Raw genomic sequence first — 17961 nt, 5'->3', positions numbered from 1 at the left:
TCGTCAAGGCCCTGGGCGAAAGCCGCACTCAGCGGCTCGCACGCCAGGCGCGCCACTTCTGCAGCACGGCAGGCGGCGCCCAGAGTTGGGGCTCGGACGGATCGAAGCCTTCGGTCTTCTCGCGCACCGACACGGTGTCGCGAGCGCGCTGGAAGGCCTGCTCGGGATCGTCGGTGTGCTGGAAGGCCTCGGCGAACAGGGCACGGCCGAAGTAGGTGAAGTCGGCTTCGTCGGTGCAGCCGAAAGAGGTGCGATCGGCCTTGGAGGCGGTCATCACCAGGGTATGGTCGTCCTGCAATTGCGGGATGAAGCCGCCGCTGTAGCAGCTGGAGACGATGATCAGCTTGTCGCGGCCGCGCAGGGGCGCGAGCAGGCGGCCCAGCTCCGCGGCCGGCAGGCTGGAGAGGTCCAGGCCCGGTTGGGAGAGCACCAGCTGATGGTCGGCCGAGCCGTGGCTGGTCAGGTAGATGAGGATCAGGTCTTCGGGACCGGTGCGCTGGGCCAGGGCCTGCAGACTCTGGTAGAGATTCTCGCGGGTGGCCAGCGGATGGTCGCTGCGGATGTCCTTGGCGTTGATCAGGTGGACGACATCGCGGGCGCCCCAGGTGGTGGTCAGGAAGTTGGCCACGTAGTTGGCTTCGCGCTGGAATACGCCCTGACCGCCGTCACCGGCCAGCACCAGGCCATAGAGTTCGGTGGCGGAGGTGGAGGCCGGGATCTGCTGCAGCTCCTGGTCGAGCACCTTGCCCTGGTCGAGCAGGGCGCGCTCCAGGGGATCGGCGATGTATTGGCCCTGGTCGTCGCGGATGCGCTTGCCGCCCTCCCAGAGACCGCGTTCGACCTGGCCGTCGGCGCCGGTCAGGACGCCCATGCCGGCATAGACGCCATCGGCGAAGTTGCCGCGATAGACGCTGCCGTCGCTGTTGGTGAGCACGCCCTGGCCGTCGAACTTCCAGTTGCGGAAGGCGCCGCGATACTGGCTGCTGTCGCTGCCGACGAATTCGCCGTTGCCGGTCAACTCGCCACCGCTGAAGCGGCCGCGCCAGAGATCGCCACCAGCGCTGCGATAGACGCCGGCTCCTTCGAACTGGTCGTCGACGAATTCGCCGTCATAGCGATCGCCACCCGGCTCCTGCCACTGGCCGACGCCATTGAGGTGGCCGTCGTTGAAGGTGCCGATGGTCTGGGTGCCGTCGCTGTCGAGCTTGGAGCCCTGGCCCTGCATGCGACCGTTGACGAAGCTGCCGTGGTACTCCCAGCCGCTGCTGCTGATCAGATTGCCCTGGCCATGGTAGAGACCGCGGCGAAAGGTGCCCTGGTAGTAGGTACCGTCGGCGAATTGCTGTTCGCCGGGGCCTTCGGCCAGGCCATCCTTGAAGCGACCCTTGAGCCAGTTGCCGTTGGGCCACTCGATGCGGCCGCTGCCGTTGAGCAAGCCGCTGACGATCTCGCCGGTATAGACCCCGCCATCGGGCAGCCTCACGCTGCTCGCGTTGGGCGCCGCCTGGACAGCGCAGGCCGCCAGCAACAGCGCGGCGAGGGCGAGACGGGGCAGGAGGGCGCTCATAGGTGGGGTCGGGCGGGCGCGTCAACGCGCCTCGAGCCGGACCAGGTGACGCTCCAGCGTCGCGGAGTAGGGTTCCAGGAGACGCTCCACGCAACTGGCCCCGGCGGGGCTGGCGATGGTGCGGATACGGGCGCGTTTACGCAGCAGCTCGTCCTCGGCGATGCTCTGCTCGACCAGCAACAGGTTGCGACTGTGGCGACTCAGCGCCTGGGCATTGCGTACGGTGGTGTTTTCCAGCAATTGGGCGAGCTCCAGGCCGGCGAGGCGTTCGCCCTGCGTCAGACCCAGCTGCAGCTGCAGGGTTGCACCGCTGCCGACCACTTCCACCTGCAGCGCGTGACCGAGGGCGCGCATGATCTCGCCGCAGCAGAGCGCGCGGGTCAGGTAGTCATCGTCGTCGCTGCGCTCGTGGAAGAGGATCAGGCTGCCGCCGTCCTTGAGGGTGTGGAGTTCGCCGTCATAGAGCTCGGTGGCCTGCTGCAGGCAGTCGCGATAGCGCTCCAGCAGCTGTTCGAGGCGGCTGCGCGGCAACCGGCTGAGCTGGTCCTGGGCGCCGAGCTGGATGGCCAGCACCGCGGAGGTGACGATGTCGGGCTCGGTGGGCACTACCGGAGCCGGCGTGGGCGGCGGCTCGGTGAAGGAGTCCGGCACCAGATCGGCGAAGGCATCGGCGTCCAGTTCGTTGTCGGCATCCGCCGCAGGCGCCTTGCGGGCAGCCGGTTTGGCAGTGGGGGCCTTGCGTGCGGGTGGCGGCTTGACGCTCAGGCCACCCTGTTCGTCGGCGAAGGGATCGTCGTCCTCGGCCACTTCCGCCTTGGGCGGCTTGGGCGGGACCAGGCGGCTCTGCAGTTGGCGCGCCAGGTCGCCCAGTTCGTCGAGGCGGCCGGCGCCCGGTGCGGGATCGTCGGGATCGCGCAGCCAGACGCGCAGTTCCAGCAGCGGAATCGACAGCTGGCGCCCGAGCCGCAGGCTGAGGATCAGGGTCAGGCCCAGCAGGATCAGCCCCAAGAGACCCATGTTCTGCAGGCTGATCATCATCGGCTGCTGGAACTGGTCCATGTCCAGCGCCAGGCGCACCTGGCCGGCGGTAACGTCCTGGAAGCGGATCGGCGTGCTGTAGATGCCCTCGGTGGCGGTCAGCAAGCCCTGGCTCGGGCGGGTGCCGGACTCGGCCAGCACCCGGTTGTCCGGGCTGTAGACCGCGGCATGGGCCACCAGCGGATTGCGCGCCAGGTTGCTGAGCAGCACATTGAGGCTGAGGTTGTCGTTGGCCACCAGCAGTTCGGCGGCGGAGTTGGCCGTCTGGGTCACCAGGCTCTGACCGACGGCGTCGGCCTGCTGCTGCATGGCATGGCGGAACTGCATGCTCATGATGCCGGCATAGATCACCAGAGCGGCCGCCACCAGCAGCAGGCTGTGGGAAACGATGCGCAAGGCCACCGGCACACGACGCTGGCGCAGGGCTCGGTAGATCAGCAGGAAGAAATTATCGGGCTTGACGGTCGCGGGGCGGGTCACAGAAATCGTTTCTTTGGACAAAAAATGTGCGGCCAGTATAACCAGCGGGCCAGGGGCGCGAAAACGGCGAATGCAGGGCTTCGCCCGCAAAAGAGGCCGGCGGTGGACTCCCGCCGCCAGCCGGTGCCCATGGCTCGGCACCGCCGGGGCGAAAGGGTAGACTGCGCGCTTTTCCGCGAGGGGATCGCCATGCAAGACGTTATCGGACTCCAGGCCGTAGGCATCCTGCCCGCCGACTGGTTGGCTGCGCTCACCGGCGCCCTGGCCGCGGCCGGTGCCCGGCTGGAATCGCTGCAGCAGCAGGGTCTGGACAACAGTGCCGCGGTGACCCTGCTGGTCAGCCCGGCCAGTGCCGGCGCCGCGCTGGGGCAGGCACTGCAGGCCCTGGGGCTGCAGGTGGCGCCCCTGGCGCAGCCGGCACCGGACAGCGGCGAAGCCCATGTCCTGACGCTGATGGGCCGCAGTCTGGCCGATCTGCCGCTGACCCGGCTGGCCGCGCTATGCCGCGAGCAGGGCCTGAACATCCACGCCATCCGCGCCCTGAGCGAGCCGGGCGCGAACGAACGGGCCGCCCTGGAGCTGCGCGTCACCGGCGAGCCGCACGAACCCCAGGCGCTGCGCGCGGGCCTGCTGGCGCTGGCCCAGGAAGGCCAGGCCGACATCGGCTGGCAGCCCGACGACCTGCAGCGGCAGCATCGCCGGCTGGCGGTGTTCGACATGGACAGCACCCTGATCCAGGCCGAGGTCATCGACGAACTGGCCAAGGCCGCCGGTATCGGCGAGCGGGTGGCGGCCATCACCGAGCGGGCCATGCGCGGCGAGATCGACTTCCGCGCCAGCTTCACGGAGCGCATGGCGCTGCTGCAGGGCCTGTCCGAGGAGGTGCTGGAAGACATCGGTGCCGGGCTGCGTCTGACCGAGGGCGCCGAGCGGCTGTTCGCCGAGCTGAAGCGGCTGGGCTACAAAACCGCCATCCTCTCCGGCGGCTTCACCTACTTCGCCCGCCAGGTGCAGGCGCGGCTGGGCATCGACTACGTCTATGCCAACGAACTGGAGATCGTCGACGGCAAGCTGACCGGCCGCGCCGTCGAGCCCATCGTCGATGCCCAGCGCAAGGCCGATCTGCTGCAGGAACTGGCCAGCCGTGAGGGCCTGACGCTGGAGCAGACCATCGCCGTGGGCGATGGCGCCAACGACCTGCCGATGCTGGCCCTGGCCGGTCTGGGCGTGGCCTTTCGCGCCAAGCCACTGGTGCGCCAGTCCGCCCGCCAGTCGGTGAGCGTGCTGGGCCTGGATGGCGTGCTCTATCTGCTGGGCGTGGAAGATCGGCTTACCCAGGGCTGAGCCTCCCAGCGGCCATCGCGGTCCGCCGCTGCGGCCGCTCCTACGCCTACATCAAACACCCGTAGGAGCGGCCCATGGCCGCGATCATGCCGTAGGTTCAGCCGCCGCTGCGGCAGCCCATGGCCGCGATGAACCTGTCCCAGGCTGGGTCGCTGCTACTCGGCATGGAACTCGTAGTCCATCGCCTGACTGGGCTCCTGCAGGTAGTAGCCCTGGATGAAGTGCACCCCGACCTGCCAGAGCTGAGCCAGCACGCTGGCGCTCTCGACGAAGGGGGCGATGGTCTGGACGTTCTGGGCGCTGAGCTCGGCGACCAGGGCCTTGAGGCGCTCCTGGTGGTCCGGTTGCGCCAGGTCCTTGATCAGCTTGCCCGACAGCTTGACGTAATCCGGCACCAGCAGGCGCAGCGCCGCCAGCGGCGGGTCACCGGCAGCGAAGCCGCTCAGGGTGACCGGATGACCCTGGCGGCGCAGCCGTTGCGCCATGGCCAGGGCCTGCTCCGGTTGGGCCAGCAGGTCTTCCTCGCTAAGCTGAAAGATCACCGCCTCGGCGTCCAGCTGTTGCGCCTGCAGGGTTTCCCTCAGCCAGGGCAACAATTCCAGATCGCCCAGGGTCGCGCCCGAGAGGTGCACGAAGATGCGCGTGCCGTGGCCGCGCGCGCGGTGTTCGCCCAGCTGGCGCACCGCCTGGTGGATCACCCAGCGATCGATCTGGCCGCTCAGGCCGCTGTCACGGGCGGTGCGGGCGAATTCGGCCGGTGAGACCTCCTCACCCTGGGGGTTGATCAGCCGCAGCAGGGCTTCGTAGTACTCGTGACTGCCGCCGCGCAAGCCGATCACCGGCTGGAACAGCAGGCGAAAGCCGTTCTGCTGCAAGGCCTGCTTGACCATGGCCACCAGGTTGCCGCGATTGGCGGCGGCGGCCAGCTCTTCCTGGGGGTCGTAGCGTTTGCAGGCGTTGCCGCCCCGTTGGGCGACCTGGCGCGCGGAACGGTGCGCCCGGTCCACCAGGTCGCCGGCGCTCTTGGTATGGCTGTCCAGGCTGACCACACCGATGGAATAGCTGATGGCCAGATTACGTCCGGCCAGGGCCAGCGGCTGGCGCTCCTGACGGCCGAGCAGGCGCTCGAAGGCGCTGTCCAGGCTGGCGTCGGCCGCCTGGGGCAGGAGAACGGTAAAGGCATCGTCGGCGAAGCGCGACAGGGTCACCAGGGTGCCGAAGTGCTCGCTCAGGCGCTCGGCCAGGGCCACCAGCAACTCGTCCATGGCGCCTATGCCCAGCTCGGCCAGCAGGGTCGGATAGCGATCGATGCTCAGGTAGGCGAAGCTGGCCGGCGCGCCGAGCCGGGCGCGCTCCAGGGCGTCTTCGAGCAATTCGAGCATGCGGCTGCGATTGAGCAGCCCGGTCAGGGTGTCCTGGAAGCGCACCTCGCGCAGCTGTTCCTCGAGGGCCTCGGCGGCCGGGGCCGCGCGCTCCTCGCGCAGGTGCAACTGCACGCAGGGTTCGTCGAGATAGATGGCTGGCGTCAGGCGCAGGTGCACGCCGAGGGTGCTGCCGTCCTGGCGGACGCACCGGCAATCCAGTTCGAGGGGGCTGGGAGTGTCGCGCAACTGACGGAAGGCCTCGCGTAGCGCCGGTTGGTCGGCGGCGGCGATGAGGTCCATCAGCGGCGTGATTTCCAGGTCTTCCGCGGAGGGATAACCCAGCAGCTCCACATAGGCCGAGTTGACGTGGATATGCAGGCCGTCGTGGACATAGGCCACCGCATCCACGGCATTGGCCAACAGCAGCTGGCAGCGCTGCTCGGCTTCGGCCAGGGCCTGTTCCAGGCGCCGGCGTTCGTGGCGCTCGGCCAGATTGCCCAGTTCGCGCAGGCTGGCCAGCAGCAGGTGCTCGTCGTTGTCGCTGGCGATACCGTCGCGGGCGCCCAGGCGCAGGGCTTCGAGCACCGCCGTGGGCTCCTCGGGTGCCACCCGCTGGATGACGGCGAGCTGAGGCGCCCGACGGCGCAAGAGACGCAGGGCGGCCAGGCTGTCGAGCTCAGGAGAAGGTGGGGCGAGGATGGCGAGGTCCCAGGATTGGGACAGGAGTTCGTCGAGATCCGCGGGGTCGGCCAGACGGTGGGCCCGCGTTGCCCGTCCGGCATTACGGAACAGGCTGACCAGACGTTCCGCCTCGTTCTGCGATGCTTCGAGCAGCAACAGGCGGATCGCACTGTGTTCGGCAGCCATGGTCTACTCGCACCCTGGCGATAACGACAATCCCTCGAAGCTACAGAGACTTCCACAGCGAGTCAAAGTCTTCCTCCAGCCGCGCACTACCACTCGAAGGCCCTCCGTTAGGCTGAGCTCCGGTCTGTTCCAGCAGATGATATTCGAAGACGCTGAAGCTGACCGTCATGCTGCGGCGCCGGTCGAGCATGCCACGCTGTTCGTTACCCTGTTGATTGATCTGCACCTTGCTGCCTTCCTGGAAGGGCAGGCGTGGCGCGATCAGCGTCGGCGCCTGATCGATGGCCTTGATCTCCGGCAGCAGCAGAGCACGCAGGTACTGGCTGTTCTGCTCGGCCTTGCGCAGCAGCTGCAGACCGCAGGGCCGCGCGGTGGGCGCCAGCAGTTCGACGCCCATCTGGGTGCCACTGCCGGGCACCTGGCGTACCCAGCGCACCACCGCCGGGCCCCAGTTGTGATCCTCGGGCAGGCGCACGCCGAGCAGTTCACCGGCCTGTAACTGTTCGGGCACTTCGCCGCTCCAGCTCAGGCAATAGCCACCGGGACTGTGGTTGACCACCTGTACCGCATGGATCGGAAAGGCCGGACTGGCTGCCTCGCCGTCGCCGGGCAACACGTCGTAGTGGATTTCCTCCAAGGCCTCGGTGCTCCAGTCCAGGGCATCGGACGCCCGGGTGTCGGCATCGAAGGCCAGCGACCAGACGTCTTCCTTGGGTTTGGGGGCAAAGGTTTCCGGGGCCGCCGCGGCCGACAGCCGCAGGGTGTCGGCGAACACCTGGCCACCCGCGAGTTGGTAGTGCAGGGCACTCATGCCGATGCAGACCTGTACCTGGCCCTGACCGGGCATGCGCTGGAAGGCACGATCCGCCTCCTGCCCCCAGGCCCCGACCAGGTGTTGCAGCAGATCCAAAGACAGATCGCCGTGCACCGGCAGGCGCGCGCGCGGTCGCTGTTCCGGTGCCAGGGCCAGATAGTCCTCGATGGCCTGCACCAGTTGCTGCGGGGCGAGCCCCAGGAGGCCACTGAGGTTGGCTTCGCGCAGCAACGAGCGATAGCGCGGCGGGGCGTCGATCTGCGGCGCCACCACCATCAGGGTGCCGTTCTGCTCGGGGCCTTGCAGGCGGATCAGGCCGGCCCAGTCGTCCAGGTGCAGGGTCAGCTGGGCGATGTGGCTCTGGCGCAACTGGTTGCAGCGGGCGGCGCCAAACAGCAAGGCGGCGCCATAGGCCTGGGTGATGGTCTGGCTGCCGTCGCCGGGCAGCAGCTCATCGCGAATCTTCTGGTTGTGCAGACCAGTGGTCACCGCCAGCCGATAGAGTTGATGCAGCTCCAGCCAGAGGTTGTCGTGCACCGGTGTATAGAGCTGGGCGGCGCGGATCAGCGGCCCGAGCAGGGCGCGCAGGGCGCGCTGGATGGCCGTGGCGAGCAGCGTGCTGCGTTCGCCGCGCTCGCTTTCCTCGACCACGATCAGCTTGTAGCCGGCGGCCAGCAGGTTCTGCAGGGCCTGGCAGAGATTGGCGACCTTGCGCGAGCGCTCGTCGAGCACGATGGCTTGATTGAGCACATGGCGTTCGAGCAACTGGCAGACTCGCTGCACGTCCGGACGCAGGGATTCGAGCAGGCGCAGGCGCGCTTCCGGCGTCAGGATCAGCCGATTGAGCTCCAGCAGCCCCTGATAGAGCAGTCGGGCGAATTCACCCAGCTTGGCCCGCGGCAACTGCTCCAGCCAGCGCTTGAGGCCGGCTGGTGTGGCGTCACAAAACGTCAGGCTGCGCTGATCGGGCGTCGGTACCCGCAACATGAGCTGTGGCCTTTTGCTATCCATTCGCCGCGCGCACTCCTGTTTCGATGGGCAATGAACCGCGCATCTAGGCGAGAGACCCTGGCTCGGAAACGGTGGTCAAGGGGGCCGGCGTGGTCGGAACCCCCAGCAGTTGCCCCATGTTGACGGTGGACAGGGCGCCGAGTTCAGCGGACCAGTTCACCGCGTCCGGACCGAACAGCACGATGGCGGTGGAGCCCAGCTTGAAGCGACCCAGCTCGTCGCCGGTGCGCAGGGTGATGGGCGCACGCGCGGCCTCGTCGTAGGCGAAACGCTTGAGTTCGCGCTTGGGTGGCGTGACCAGGCCGGCCCAGACCGTCTCGATGCTGGCGACGATCATGGCACCGACCAGGATGACCGCCATGGGGCCCACGGCGGTATCGAAGATGCAGACCACCCGCTCGTTGCGGGCGAACAGCTCGGGCACGTTCTCGGCGGTGAGCTGGTTGACCGAGAAGATGCGCCCGGGCACATAGACCATCTCCTTCAGGGTACCGGTGAGCGGCATGTGCACCCGGTGGTAGTCCTTGGGCGACAGGTAGATGGTGGCGAAATGGCCGCCCATGAAGGGCGCGGCGCGCAGGCCGTCGCCACCCAGCAGCTCCAGCAGGCTGTAGCTGTGGCCCTTGGCCTGGAAGATGCGGCCATGCTCGATGCGGCCGAGCTGGCTGATGGCGCCATCGCTGGGGCTGACCACCACGCCGGGCTCGGCTGGCAGCGGGCGGGCACCGGGCTTGAGGGCGCGGGTGAAGAAGGCGTTGAAGTTCTCGTAGGCGGTGGGGTCTTCCACCTGGGCCTGGCGCATGTCGACGTCATAGTGACGGACGAACCAGCGGGTCAGCAGATTCTTGAACCAGGGCGCCCGGCACTCGGCGAAGCCACCGATCACCCGCGACAGCAGATGGTGCGGCAGCAGGTGCTGGGCAAGGATGAACAGTCGGTCTTGCAGTTTCATGAGAGGTCCTTGGCAGTCATTCGATGGGGGTGTCGGGGTGGTTGCCCCATTCGCCCCAGGAGCCGGCATAGGCTTTGACGCGCGGATAGCCCAGGGCCTTGGCCGCGAGGTAGGTGAAGCCGGATCGGTGATGGGTCTGGCAGTGGGTGATGATTTCCTTGTCGCGGGTGATGCCCAGGCGCTCCAGTTCGGCGGCCAGGTCTTCGCGGATGCGCAACTGGCGCTCACGATCCATGCCAGCGGTCCACTCGAAGTTGATCGCGCCGGGGATGTGGCCGCCGCGGGCGGTCAGCACCTTCTCGCCGCGGTATTCATCGGCGCCACGGGCGTCCCAGATGGCCAGGTCTTCGGCGCCCAGCCGGCTCTGCAGATAGGCCCGGCTGGCGGTGGGCTCCTCGTGCAGAGTCAAAGCGACCGGTGCGCCCGCCGCAGCGGGTACCTCGGTGCTCAGCGGCAGGCCGGCGGCGATCCAGCCCTGGCGCCCGCCGTTGAGATAGTGATAGTGGCCGTGCCCGATGACATCGAGCAGCCAGATGAAGCGTCCGGCCCAGCCGCCGCCTTCGTCGTCATAGACCACGTAGACGGCCTCGTCGCGCTGGCCCAGTTCACCGAACAGCCGTTCCAGGTCCGCCTGGGCCGGCAGCAGGCCGGGCGCCGGCTTGCTGCCCAGCTGGGTGCGGGCGGGCGTGACATGGCGCGCGCCGGGCAGATGCCCTTCGGCATAGTGGGCAGCGCTGCAGAGATCCACCAGGATGAGTTCGGGCGCATCCAGGCGCGCCGCGAGATCGGCCGGTTCGATCACCAGGGGCAAGGCGGAAAAGGGCATCGCGGATTTCCCGTCGGTCCGTAGAAGGTGAAGTGTACCGAGGTTGACCGGCCAGCGTCAGGCCGGTCGTGCCCGCGGACGATTGGCGAAGGTGCCGATGGCGCGCTCGATGCAGGTGAAGGTCTTGTCCAGCGCCGCGGTCCGGCGGGGATCCGCTGGCTGTAGTTCGCTGTCCAGGATCGCCAGCAGCACCACCCGTTCGCCGAAGCCCAGACTGCGCAGCCAGAGCCGCTCGTTGCTGAACAGCCGGCGCAGATCGGCGGGCAGGTGCGGCGCGAAGCGCGCTCGGTTGCCGTCATCGATGCGCAACTGGCCGGGGCTGCCGAACAGCTTGGCCAGCAGCGGGTGGCTGGCGATATCCAGTTGCAGGCCGGGGGCGTCGTCCAGGCCGTGGTGCAGCTGGACATTGCCCTTCTGGCCGTTGCGATCCGGGGTCAGCAACAGCAGCCGCGGCAGGCCGCAGGCCACCAGCGCCTGGCGGGCGCAATCGAACAGCTGGGGCAGGGTGGCGAAGGCGCTGGGCGTGTGCAGCAGCTGCTCGCAGAGCCCGCGCCAGCGCTGTGCCTGACTCTCGCTGGCGACCTGTACCCGGGGCACCGGCTTGAGGCGCCGTTCGCCCGGTGGCCAGACCAGGCCCTCGGCCGGATGCCAGAGGCCGGGTCGGGCATGGCGCTGGGCATCCTGCACCGCCAGTTCATGGCTGCGACTCTGCACCCGTGCCAGCGGCAGTTGCAGATAGAGGGCGCTGAAACGCTGCCAGCGCAGGGTATGAGAACCATCCCAGGCATGGTGGCTGGCCAGGGCCAGACCGTTGGCCAGCAGGATGGTGTTGCCGGGATGGGTCAGCCAGCGGCGCAGATTGGGGTCGTCGTCGAGGCGCTGCTGCTGTTCGAGGGGATCGTCGCCATGGGCGATGTGCAGCGCCCTGACCAGTTGCCGGCGATCCTGGTCCAGCAGGCGATAGCCTTCCACGATCCACTCGGGCAACTGCCAGTGACGGGCCAGCGCCTGGCACAGGCGGATCGCCGGCACGCCGAGCAGCTCGCGCTCGACCTTGAGCGCCGGTTCGCCTTCGCCCAGCACCCGCCGTTCCCATTCCTCGAAGAGTTCCGGATAACGGGTCGCCAGCGGCCAGAGCGGCGCCAGAAAGAGCAGGGCGGCCAGGCGAATGTCCGGCCACAGCCGCGCCAGGGGCACACCGAACAGGCCCAGCCCCAGGGTCATGGCGTGCTGGCTGACCAGGCATAGCTGCCGCAGCGGACGCGGCAGGCGCTCCTCGGGCAGGGTCGGCTGGCGGGCGATCAGGTACTCCGCCGGCCCGAGACCGACGCGGCCGAGCACGGCCTCCAGACTGGCGGCCGGATCGCCAAGGCTGGCATGGCCGCGATTGGCCTCGCGTAGCAGGGCCAGCGCCAGGGGTGGTGACTCGCAGAGCCGTTCGGCGATCTCATGCAACGCCAGACGGCCATCGGCCAGGGCGCGGCGCAGACGCTCCGCGGTGGCGGTGGCCACCGGCAGGCGTACGCCTTCCAGGTGTTTGACCCAGTCTTCGACGGTGTTTGGGCGGCTGGACATACGACGGTCGCCTTGAAATTTGATGAAAGGCCTTCAGTCCGGGGCGCCGGGTCCGATAAAGGGGACGTGAGGGCAGATCCCCGGCTCAATTTTCCTTAGCACACAGTATTCCCAACCATGGCAAAAATCATCGGCATCATCGTGATATTCGCGGCTGTCCTCGGCGGCTACATTCTCGCGCATGGCAAGATCGCTGCGATCATCCAGCCGCTCGAGGTCCTGATCATCGGCGGTGCCGCCCTGGGGGCCTTCTTGCAAGCCAACCCGGGCAGCACCTTCATGCAGGTGTTCAAGAAGTCGCTGAAGATGTTTGGCAACCGCTTCACCCACGCCTTCTACCTGGACGTGCTCAAGCTGCTCTACGAGATCCTCAACAAGAGCCGGCGCGAGGGCATGATGTCCATCGAGGCGGACGTCGAGGATCCCAAGGCCAGTCCGATCTTCAGCAAGTACCCGAACATCCTCAAGGATGAGCGGATGACCGCCTACGTCGCCGACTACCTGCGGCTGATGTCCTCCGGCAACATGGCGCCCCACGAGCTGGAAGGCCTGTTCGACATGGAGCTGGCCGGCATCAAGGAAGAACTGGAGCATCCGTCCCACGCGGTATCGCGGGTCGCCGACGGCCTGCCCGGCTTCGGTATCGTCGCCGCGGTACTGGGTATCGTGATCACCATGGGTATGCTCGGCGAGGGTGACCAGGCGGCCATCGGTGGCCACGTGGGCGCCGCGCTGGTAGGTACCTTCCTCGGTATTCTCGCGGCCTACGGCTTCTTCGGCCCCCTGGCGACCTGCCTGGAGCACGACGCCAAGGAAGAGCTCAATGTGCTGGAGGCCATCAAGGCCTGCCTGGTCGCCGCCGCCAGCGGCATGCCGCCCACCGTCGCCGTGGAATTCGGCCGCAAGGTGCTGTTCCCGGCGCACCGGCCGTCCTTCAGTGAGCTCGAGCAGGCCATGCGGGGCAGCTGATGGACAACAACCAGCCGATCATCGTCAAGCGCATCAAGAAAAGCGCCGCCGGCCACCACGGCGGCGCCTGGAAGATCGCCTTCGCCGACTTCGCCACCGCCATGATGGCGTTCTTCCTGGTGCTCTGGCTGATGTCCTCGGCCACCCCAGAGCAGAAGAAGGCCATCGCCGGCTACTTCCAGGATCCGATCGGCTTCACCGAAAGCGCCAGTCCCTATGTCATCGACCTGGGCGGCACGCCGACGCCGGCGCCCGATCGCACCCTGAATCCCGAGATCCAGGCGCAACCGGATTCGACCCAGAACAAGGTCAATCCGGACGTGCAGGAGCGTGCCGATCCCAACGACTCCAACCGCGTCGCGCCCGATCCCACCCAGGCGCTCGATCCGTCCGACAAGCGCCAGCCCAACGACGCGACCCAGCAGCAGAAGGATGCCAGTCAGGCGAAGATGGATCCGAGCCAGGCGGAAAAGATCGCCGAGCAGGTCGACAAGGAGCGCCTGGAGCTGTTGCTGCAGGAGCTGCAGAACAAGATCGAGCAGAATCCGGAATTGCAGAAGTTCAAGGACCAGATCCTGCTGGAAATCACCCAGGACGGCCTGCGCATCCAGATCGTCGATGCCGAGAACCGGCCGATGTTCGATTCCGGCAGTCCGCGACTGAAATCCTATTTCGAGGACATCCTGCTGGCCATGGCCGACACCATTCGCCAGGTGCCGAACAAGATCAGCATCAGCGGCCATACCGATGCGGCGCGCTACAACGGCAAGGGTGACTTCAGCAACTGGGAGTTGTCCGCCGGTCGCGCCAACGCCGCACGCCGGGCGCTGATCGCCGGTGGCTATCCGGAAGAGCAGGTGGCGCGGATCGTCGGCTATGCCTCCTCGGCCCCCTTCGATCGCGAGCATCCGCTCAATCCGGTCAACCGCCGCATCGATATCATCGTCCTGACCAAGAAGGCCCAGCAGGCCATCGAGGGACGGGCCGGGAGCAGCCAGGCACCGAAGCCGGCGACCGATGGCGCGCCGGCTGCCAGTCGCAGCGGGGTCTCCAGTGGTGGCGTCAGCGCCACCGGCAATCTGGCGCAACCCATCAACAACGCCGCCTTCAAGCAGCAGATCAACGCCTTCGACGCCGGCGTCATCCAGAGCAAGCCCTGAGCGGTCATGGCGATCGATAGGAAAATTCGCTGCTAGCGTTCGGTTTTTTCGTACGTTGACGTGAAGACGGCTGGTTAAGCTGCAGGGGTTTCATGACGGATCGGGCACCTTGCGCCCTGGCGCGCGGTCTCCCGATCTCCGATTCCCTTGCAGGAGCCTTCCGATGAGCAACGCCTTTATCGACACCATCAAGCGCCGCCGCAGCCAGTACGCGCTGGGCAAGAATCTGCCGCTGGCCCAGGACCAGGTCACCGCGCTGATCCAGGAGGCGGTCAAGCTGTCGCCCTCCGCCTTCAATTCGCAGAGCTCGCGGGCGGTGATCCTGTTCGGCGCCGAGAGCGACAAGTTCTGGGGCTTCGTCATGCAGGCGCTGCGGCAGATCGTGCCGGCCGACGCCTTCGCCGCTACCGAGGGCAAGATCAACAGCTTCGCGGCCGGCGCCGGCACCGTGCTGTTCTACGAGGATCGGCATGTCGTTGCCGGCCTGCAGGACAAGTATCCCGCCTATGCCGACAACTTCCCCATCTGGTCGGAACAGGCCAGCGGCATCGCCCAGTTCTCGGTGTGGACCGCCCTGGCCAACGCCGGCATAGGCGCCAGCCTGCAGCACTATAATCCGCTGCCCGACGCCCTGGCCGCCGCCGAGTGGAAGCTGCCGGAGACCTGGCACCTGCGCGCCCAGATGCCCTTCGGTTCCAACGAGGGCGACTTCCCGGAGAAGGGCTTCATGGACGATGCCGAGCGCTTCCGCGTCTTTGGCTGATAGTCGTCGATCGATAAAAACGCCGGGCTTGCCCGGCGTTTTCGTTAGTAGCGTGACTCGCCTTCGAGGCTAGCCAGGATATGCCGGTAACTGGCCATCCGCTGCGGATGGATATCGCCGCGTTCCAGGGCCGCGAGCAGGGCGCAACCGGGCTCGCGCTCGTGCTTGCAGTCGCGGAAGCGGCAGTGGCCGAGGTAGTCGCCGAATTCCTTGAAGCCGGCTTCGACGTCGTCGCGGCTGACGTGACTGAGGCCGAATTCGCGAATACCGGGTGAGTCGATCAGGTCGCCGCCATCGGGAAAGTGGAAGAGCCTGGCGGTGGTAGTGGTGTGGGTGCCCTTGTTGGTCAGCTCGGACAGCGGCCCGACGCGCGTATCGACGCCCGGTAGCAGGGCGTTCACCAGCGACGACTTGCCCACGCCGGACTGACCGACGAAGACACTGACGTGTTCGTCCAGAGCGCTCTTGAGCTGGTCCATGCTCAGGCCGTTGTGGGCCGACACCTCCAGCAGCGGATAGTCCAGCTCGCGGTAGATGCCCAGCAGTTCGTCCAGCGCCGGACCGTTGTGCTCGTCGATCAGGTCGGCCTTGTTGAGCAGCAGCAGCGGCTGGATGCCGGCATGCTCGGCCGCCACCAGGTAGCGGTCGATGAGGTTGGCATGGGGCGTGGGCAGCGGGGCAAAGACGATCACCAGGCGGTCGACGTTGGCCGCCACCGGCTTGAGCTGACCGCGCATGTCCGGCCGGCAGATCTCCGAATGGCGCGGCAACTGGGCGACGATGACGCCATTGCCCTGGATACCGGAGCGAAACACCACCTGGTCGCCCGTGACCAGGGTCGGCAGGTTGGCGCGCAGATGGCAGCGCTGCAGCCGACCTTCGCCATCTTCGACCTCCACCTGAACGCCGAAATGGGCGATCACCTGGCCCTGTTGTTCGGGGCCCAGGTCGCCACCTTCCAGTTCGTCGACCAGCTTGGATTCGCGCTTTTCCGCGCGAGCAGCGCGTTCAGTCTGGATTTTTTCGATCCGCCAGCTCTGGCGACGGGTCAGGTGGCGTTTGGCCATGGGAAGTCCGCGGGTTTCAGGGTCGAGGAGTCTAGCATTGGCCGCCTCTCGCGGATTACCTAAACTTGGCGCACCTCGTCGCTCTGGAGCCCCCATGCTGGCCCATCTCGCCTCGCGCTATCCCCTGTTGCTGGCCGTGCTGGTGCAACTGGCCGCCCTGGTGCTGGCGGTCGTCGGACTGCGGCTGTGGGCTGGCTTCACCGGGCAGCGCCCGTCGTTGCTGCTGCTGGTGTGCCTGCAGGCCGTGCTCGCGGCGCTGCTGGGCGAACGCCTGGGCCTGGCGCGCTGGTGGGTCTTCATCAATCTGCTGTTCGCTCCGGCGCTCTACCTGGTCAGTGGTCGCGGCCTGTCGGCGGGTATCGCCGCGCTCGGCTTCCTGCTGCTCCTGCTGCTGAACTGGAACAGCCTGCGCGAGCGGGTGCCGCTCTATCTCACCGGGCGCCAAACCCGCGAGCGGCTGGCCGAACTGCTCGCCGAGCGCGAGCCGACCTTTCGCTTCGTCGACTTGGGCTGCGGCCTGGGTGATACCCTGGTCGACCTGTCCCGGCGCTTTCCGCAGGCCACCTTCGTCGGTGTGGAGACGGCGCCGCTGAGCTTCGCCCTGGCCTGGCTGCGCTGCCTGCCACGGCGCAACTGCCAGGTGCGCTATCGCGATCTCTGGCGAGTGGAGCTGGGCGAGTTCGACGTCGTCTACTGCTTTCTCTCCCCGGCGCCCATGCCGCGCCTGGGCGACAAGGCCAGCACGGAGCTGCGGGCCGGCAGCTGGCTGATCAGCAACACCTTCGAGATTCCCGGCCAGCCAGCGGACAGGGTGCTGGAAGTGGGCGACCTGCGTGGCAGCCGGCTGCTGCTCTGGCGCCGGTAGGTGCGCGGCAGGCGCACTGCTACACTGCTGCCATCATCAAGGAGTTCACCATGACCACCCCCAATCCGCAGCACCTGATCTGGATCGACCTGGAAATGACCGGCCTGGATCCGGATCGGGACGTGATCATCGAGATGGCCACCATCGTCACCGACAGCGACCTCAATGTGCTGGCCGAGGGCCCGGTGCTGGCCATCCACCAGTCGGACGAGATCCTGGCCGGCATGGACGAGTGGAATACCCGTCAGCACGGCGGTTCGGGACTGACCCAGCGGGTGCGCGAGAGCACCGTCGATACCGCCCAGGCCGAGGCCCTGACCCTGGAATTCCTGCAGCAGTGGGTACCCAAGGGCAAATCGCCGATCTGCGGCAACAGCATCTGCCAGGATCGCCGCTTCCTCTATCGCCGCATGCCGGCGCTGGAAGCCTACTTCCACTACCGCAACCTGGACGTCTCCACCCTCAAGGAACTGGCCGCGCGCTGGGCGCCCCATGTGCGTGACGGCGTGAAGAAGAGCGGCAGCCACCTGGCGCTGGACGACATCCGCGATTCCATCGCCGAGCTGCGTCACTACCGCGAGCACTTCATCAAGGTCTGATGGCCGCGCAGCCGTGCTGCTGTCCATCCTCTATCTGGTGGCCATCACCGCCGAGGCCATGACCGGCGCCCTGTCCGCAGGGCGCCGCGGCATGGACCTGTTCGGCGTGGCGCTGATCGCCAGCGTCACCGCCCTGGGCGGCGGATCGGTGCGCGACGTCCTGCTGGGGCACTATCCGCTCGGCTGGGTCAAGCACCCGGAGTACCTAGCGCTCACCGTCGGTGCGGGCCTCGCCACCGTGGCCATCGCCCGGGTCATGCGCTATCTGCGCCGGCTGTTCCTGGTGCTCGATGCCCTGGGCCTGGTGGCCTTCACCGTGATCGGCTGCCAGGTGGCCCTGGAGATGGGCCTGAGTCCGGCCATCGTCATCGTCAGCGGTACCCTCACCGGCACCTGCGGCGGCATCCTGCGCGACATCCTCTGCAACGACGTGCCCCTGATCCTCAGGCGCGAGCTCTATGCCAGCGTGGCGGTACTCTCCGCCGGCTGTTATCTGCTTTGCCGCCCGTGGCTCGGCGAGGAGCAGGCGCTGCTGATCACCCTGGCCGCGGGGCTGCTGCTGCGCCTGCTGGCGCTGAGATTCAACTGGCAGATGCCGACCTTCACCTATCCGGACGATCCCCACGGCTAGGGTCGTGACAGATTGCGCGGCGCTGCGCTGAAATCCTTGTTCTAGAGCATTTTATGCGGCATTTTCAGG

Annotated in this window: 15 protein-coding genes; 7 read left to right on the top strand and 8 right to left on the bottom strand. The window is 67.4% G+C overall.

The features are described 5' to 3' along the window. Positions 1-28: 28 nt before the first annotated feature. The gene (locus V6W80_RS21410; protein ID WP_017642884.1) at positions 29-1567 is read right to left on the bottom strand and encodes a C13 family peptidase; all 1539 of its coding nucleotides are present in this window, start codon (positions 1565-1567) and stop codon (positions 29-31) included. A 21-nt stretch (positions 1568-1588) separates the two neighbouring features. Next, positions 1589-3085 (bottom strand): AhpA/YtjB family protein, encoded by a 1497-nt coding sequence (locus V6W80_RS21405; RefSeq protein WP_160921954.1) that lies wholly within the window; start codon positions 3083-3085, stop codon positions 1589-1591. 189 nt (positions 3086-3274) lie between these two features. On the opposite strand from V6W80_RS21405, the gene serB reads away from it, so the two are divergent. Further along, positions 3275-4429 carry a phosphoserine phosphatase SerB gene (gene serB, locus V6W80_RS21400; RefSeq protein ID WP_338545345.1) on the top strand — a complete coding sequence of 385 codons (1155 nt, stop codon included), beginning with the start codon at positions 3275-3277 and terminating at the stop codon, positions 4427-4429. A gap of 155 nt (positions 4430-4584) precedes the next feature. On the opposite strand, the gene V6W80_RS21395 is transcribed toward serB, so the two are convergent. Genes V6W80_RS21395 through V6W80_RS21375 form a run of 5 tightly spaced genes read right to left on the bottom strand, consistent with a single transcriptional unit; the run spans position 4585 to position 11838 of the window. Further along, positions 4585-6660, bottom strand: coding sequence for an EAL domain-containing protein (locus tag V6W80_RS21395; protein ID WP_338545344.1), 2076 nt, complete (start codon positions 6658-6660; stop codon positions 4585-4587). 40 nt (positions 6661-6700) lie between these two features. Continuing rightward, entirely contained in the window at positions 6701-8485 is a 1785-nt protein-coding gene (locus V6W80_RS21390) for a molecular chaperone (protein WP_419866264.1), read from the bottom strand. A 43-nt stretch (positions 8486-8528) separates the two neighbouring features. Further along, positions 8529-9437 carry an archaetidylserine decarboxylase gene (asd, locus tag V6W80_RS21385; RefSeq protein ID WP_160921951.1) on the bottom strand — a complete coding sequence of 303 codons (909 nt, stop codon included), beginning with the start codon at positions 9435-9437 and terminating at the stop codon, positions 8529-8531. A gap of 16 nt (positions 9438-9453) precedes the next feature. Next, positions 9454-10263, bottom strand: a complete 810-nt coding sequence (locus V6W80_RS21380) for a rhodanese-like domain-containing protein (protein ID WP_184290008.1) — start codon at positions 10261-10263, stop codon at positions 9454-9456. Positions 10264-10320: 57 nt separating this feature from the next. Then, on the bottom strand, positions 10321-11838 hold the full coding sequence (locus V6W80_RS21375) for an HDOD domain-containing protein (RefSeq protein ID WP_160921949.1): 1518 nt from the start codon (positions 11836-11838) through the stop codon (positions 10321-10323). 117 nt (positions 11839-11955) lie between these two features. Here V6W80_RS21375 and motA point away from each other — a divergent pair, with 117 nt between their 5' ends. The 3 genes from motA (at position 11956) to V6W80_RS21360 (ending at position 14730) form a co-directional block, all read left to right on the top strand. Beyond that, on the top strand, positions 11956-12807 hold the full coding sequence (motA, locus tag V6W80_RS21370) for a flagellar motor stator protein MotA (RefSeq protein WP_017642892.1): 852 nt from the start codon (positions 11956-11958) through the stop codon (positions 12805-12807). Next, positions 12807-13967: a flagellar motor protein MotB gene (locus tag V6W80_RS21365; protein ID WP_338545343.1), complete on the top strand. Its 1161-nt coding sequence runs from the start codon at positions 12807-12809 to the stop codon at positions 13965-13967. The genes motA and V6W80_RS21365 overlap by 1 nt, the downstream gene beginning before the upstream one ends. A gap of 163 nt (positions 13968-14130) precedes the next feature. Then, positions 14131-14730 carry a nitroreductase family protein gene (locus V6W80_RS21360; RefSeq protein ID WP_007161171.1) on the top strand — a complete coding sequence of 200 codons (600 nt, stop codon included), beginning with the start codon at positions 14131-14133 and terminating at the stop codon, positions 14728-14730. Positions 14731-14774: 44 nt separating this feature from the next. Here V6W80_RS21360 and rsgA read toward each other — a convergent pair whose 3' ends face one another. Continuing rightward, the gene (rsgA, locus tag V6W80_RS21355) at positions 14775-15797 is read right to left on the bottom strand and encodes a small ribosomal subunit biogenesis GTPase RsgA (RefSeq protein ID WP_064307623.1); all 1023 of its coding nucleotides are present in this window, start codon (positions 15795-15797) and stop codon (positions 14775-14777) included. Between the two features lie 94 nt (positions 15798-15891). Here rsgA and V6W80_RS21350 point away from each other — a divergent pair, with 94 nt between their 5' ends. From V6W80_RS21350 to V6W80_RS21340, 3 genes are read left to right on the top strand one after another with little or no spacing between them, the layout of a single operon-like run. Further along, positions 15892-16662 carry a class I SAM-dependent methyltransferase gene (locus V6W80_RS21350; protein ID WP_173147231.1) on the top strand — a complete coding sequence of 257 codons (771 nt, stop codon included), beginning with the start codon at positions 15892-15894 and terminating at the stop codon, positions 16660-16662. A gap of 50 nt (positions 16663-16712) precedes the next feature. Further along, on the top strand, positions 16713-17261 hold the full coding sequence (gene orn / locus V6W80_RS21345) for an oligoribonuclease (protein ID WP_017642897.1): 549 nt from the start codon (positions 16713-16715) through the stop codon (positions 17259-17261). A gap of 16 nt (positions 17262-17277) precedes the next feature. Beyond that, positions 17278-17892, top strand: a complete 615-nt coding sequence (locus V6W80_RS21340) for a trimeric intracellular cation channel family protein (RefSeq protein ID WP_042137396.1) — start codon at positions 17278-17280, stop codon at positions 17890-17892. Positions 17893-17961 lie beyond the last annotated feature (69 nt).

It is taken from the genome of Pseudomonas benzopyrenica (assembly GCF_036884265.1).
Classification (GTDB): domain Bacteria; phylum Pseudomonadota; class Gammaproteobacteria; order Pseudomonadales; family Pseudomonadaceae; genus Chryseomonas; species Chryseomonas benzopyrenica.
Note: the sequence above shows the minus strand (reverse complement) of the source record. Positions and strands in the feature narration are given on the sequence as shown.

Coding starts and splice junctions, on each gene's coding strand:
- V6W80_RS21395 (WP_338545344.1), bottom strand. CDS start 6,660: ATGGCTGCCGAACACAGTGCGATCCGCCTGTTGCTGCTCGAAGCATCG.
- V6W80_RS21350 (WP_173147231.1), top strand. CDS start 15,892: ATGCTGGCCCATCTCGCCTCGCGCTATCCCCTGTTGCTGGCCGTGCTG.
- V6W80_RS21380 (WP_184290008.1), bottom strand. CDS start 10,263: ATGCCCTTTTCCGCCTTGCCCCTGGTGATCGAACCGGCCGATCTCGCG.
- serB (WP_338545345.1), top strand. CDS start 3,275: ATGCAAGACGTTATCGGACTCCAGGCCGTAGGCATCCTGCCCGCCGAC.
- orn (WP_017642897.1), top strand. CDS start 16,713: ATGACCACCCCCAATCCGCAGCACCTGATCTGGATCGACCTGGAAATG.
- V6W80_RS21360 (WP_007161171.1), top strand. CDS start 14,131: ATGAGCAACGCCTTTATCGACACCATCAAGCGCCGCCGCAGCCAGTAC.
- V6W80_RS21390 (WP_419866264.1), bottom strand. CDS start 8,485: ATGGATAGCAAAAGGCCACAGCTCATGTTGCGGGTACCGACGCCCGAT.
- asd (WP_160921951.1), bottom strand. CDS start 9,437: ATGAAACTGCAAGACCGACTGTTCATCCTTGCCCAGCACCTGCTGCCG.
- V6W80_RS21375 (WP_160921949.1), bottom strand. CDS start 11,838: ATGTCCAGCCGCCCAAACACCGTCGAAGACTGGGTCAAACACCTGGAA.
- V6W80_RS21365 (WP_338545343.1), top strand. CDS start 12,807: ATGGACAACAACCAGCCGATCATCGTCAAGCGCATCAAGAAAAGCGCC.
- motA (WP_017642892.1), top strand. CDS start 11,956: ATGGCAAAAATCATCGGCATCATCGTGATATTCGCGGCTGTCCTCGGC.
- V6W80_RS21410 (WP_017642884.1), bottom strand. CDS start 1,567: ATGAGCGCCCTCCTGCCCCGTCTCGCCCTCGCCGCGCTGTTGCTGGCG.
- rsgA (WP_064307623.1), bottom strand. CDS start 15,797: ATGGCCAAACGCCACCTGACCCGTCGCCAGAGCTGGCGGATCGAAAAA.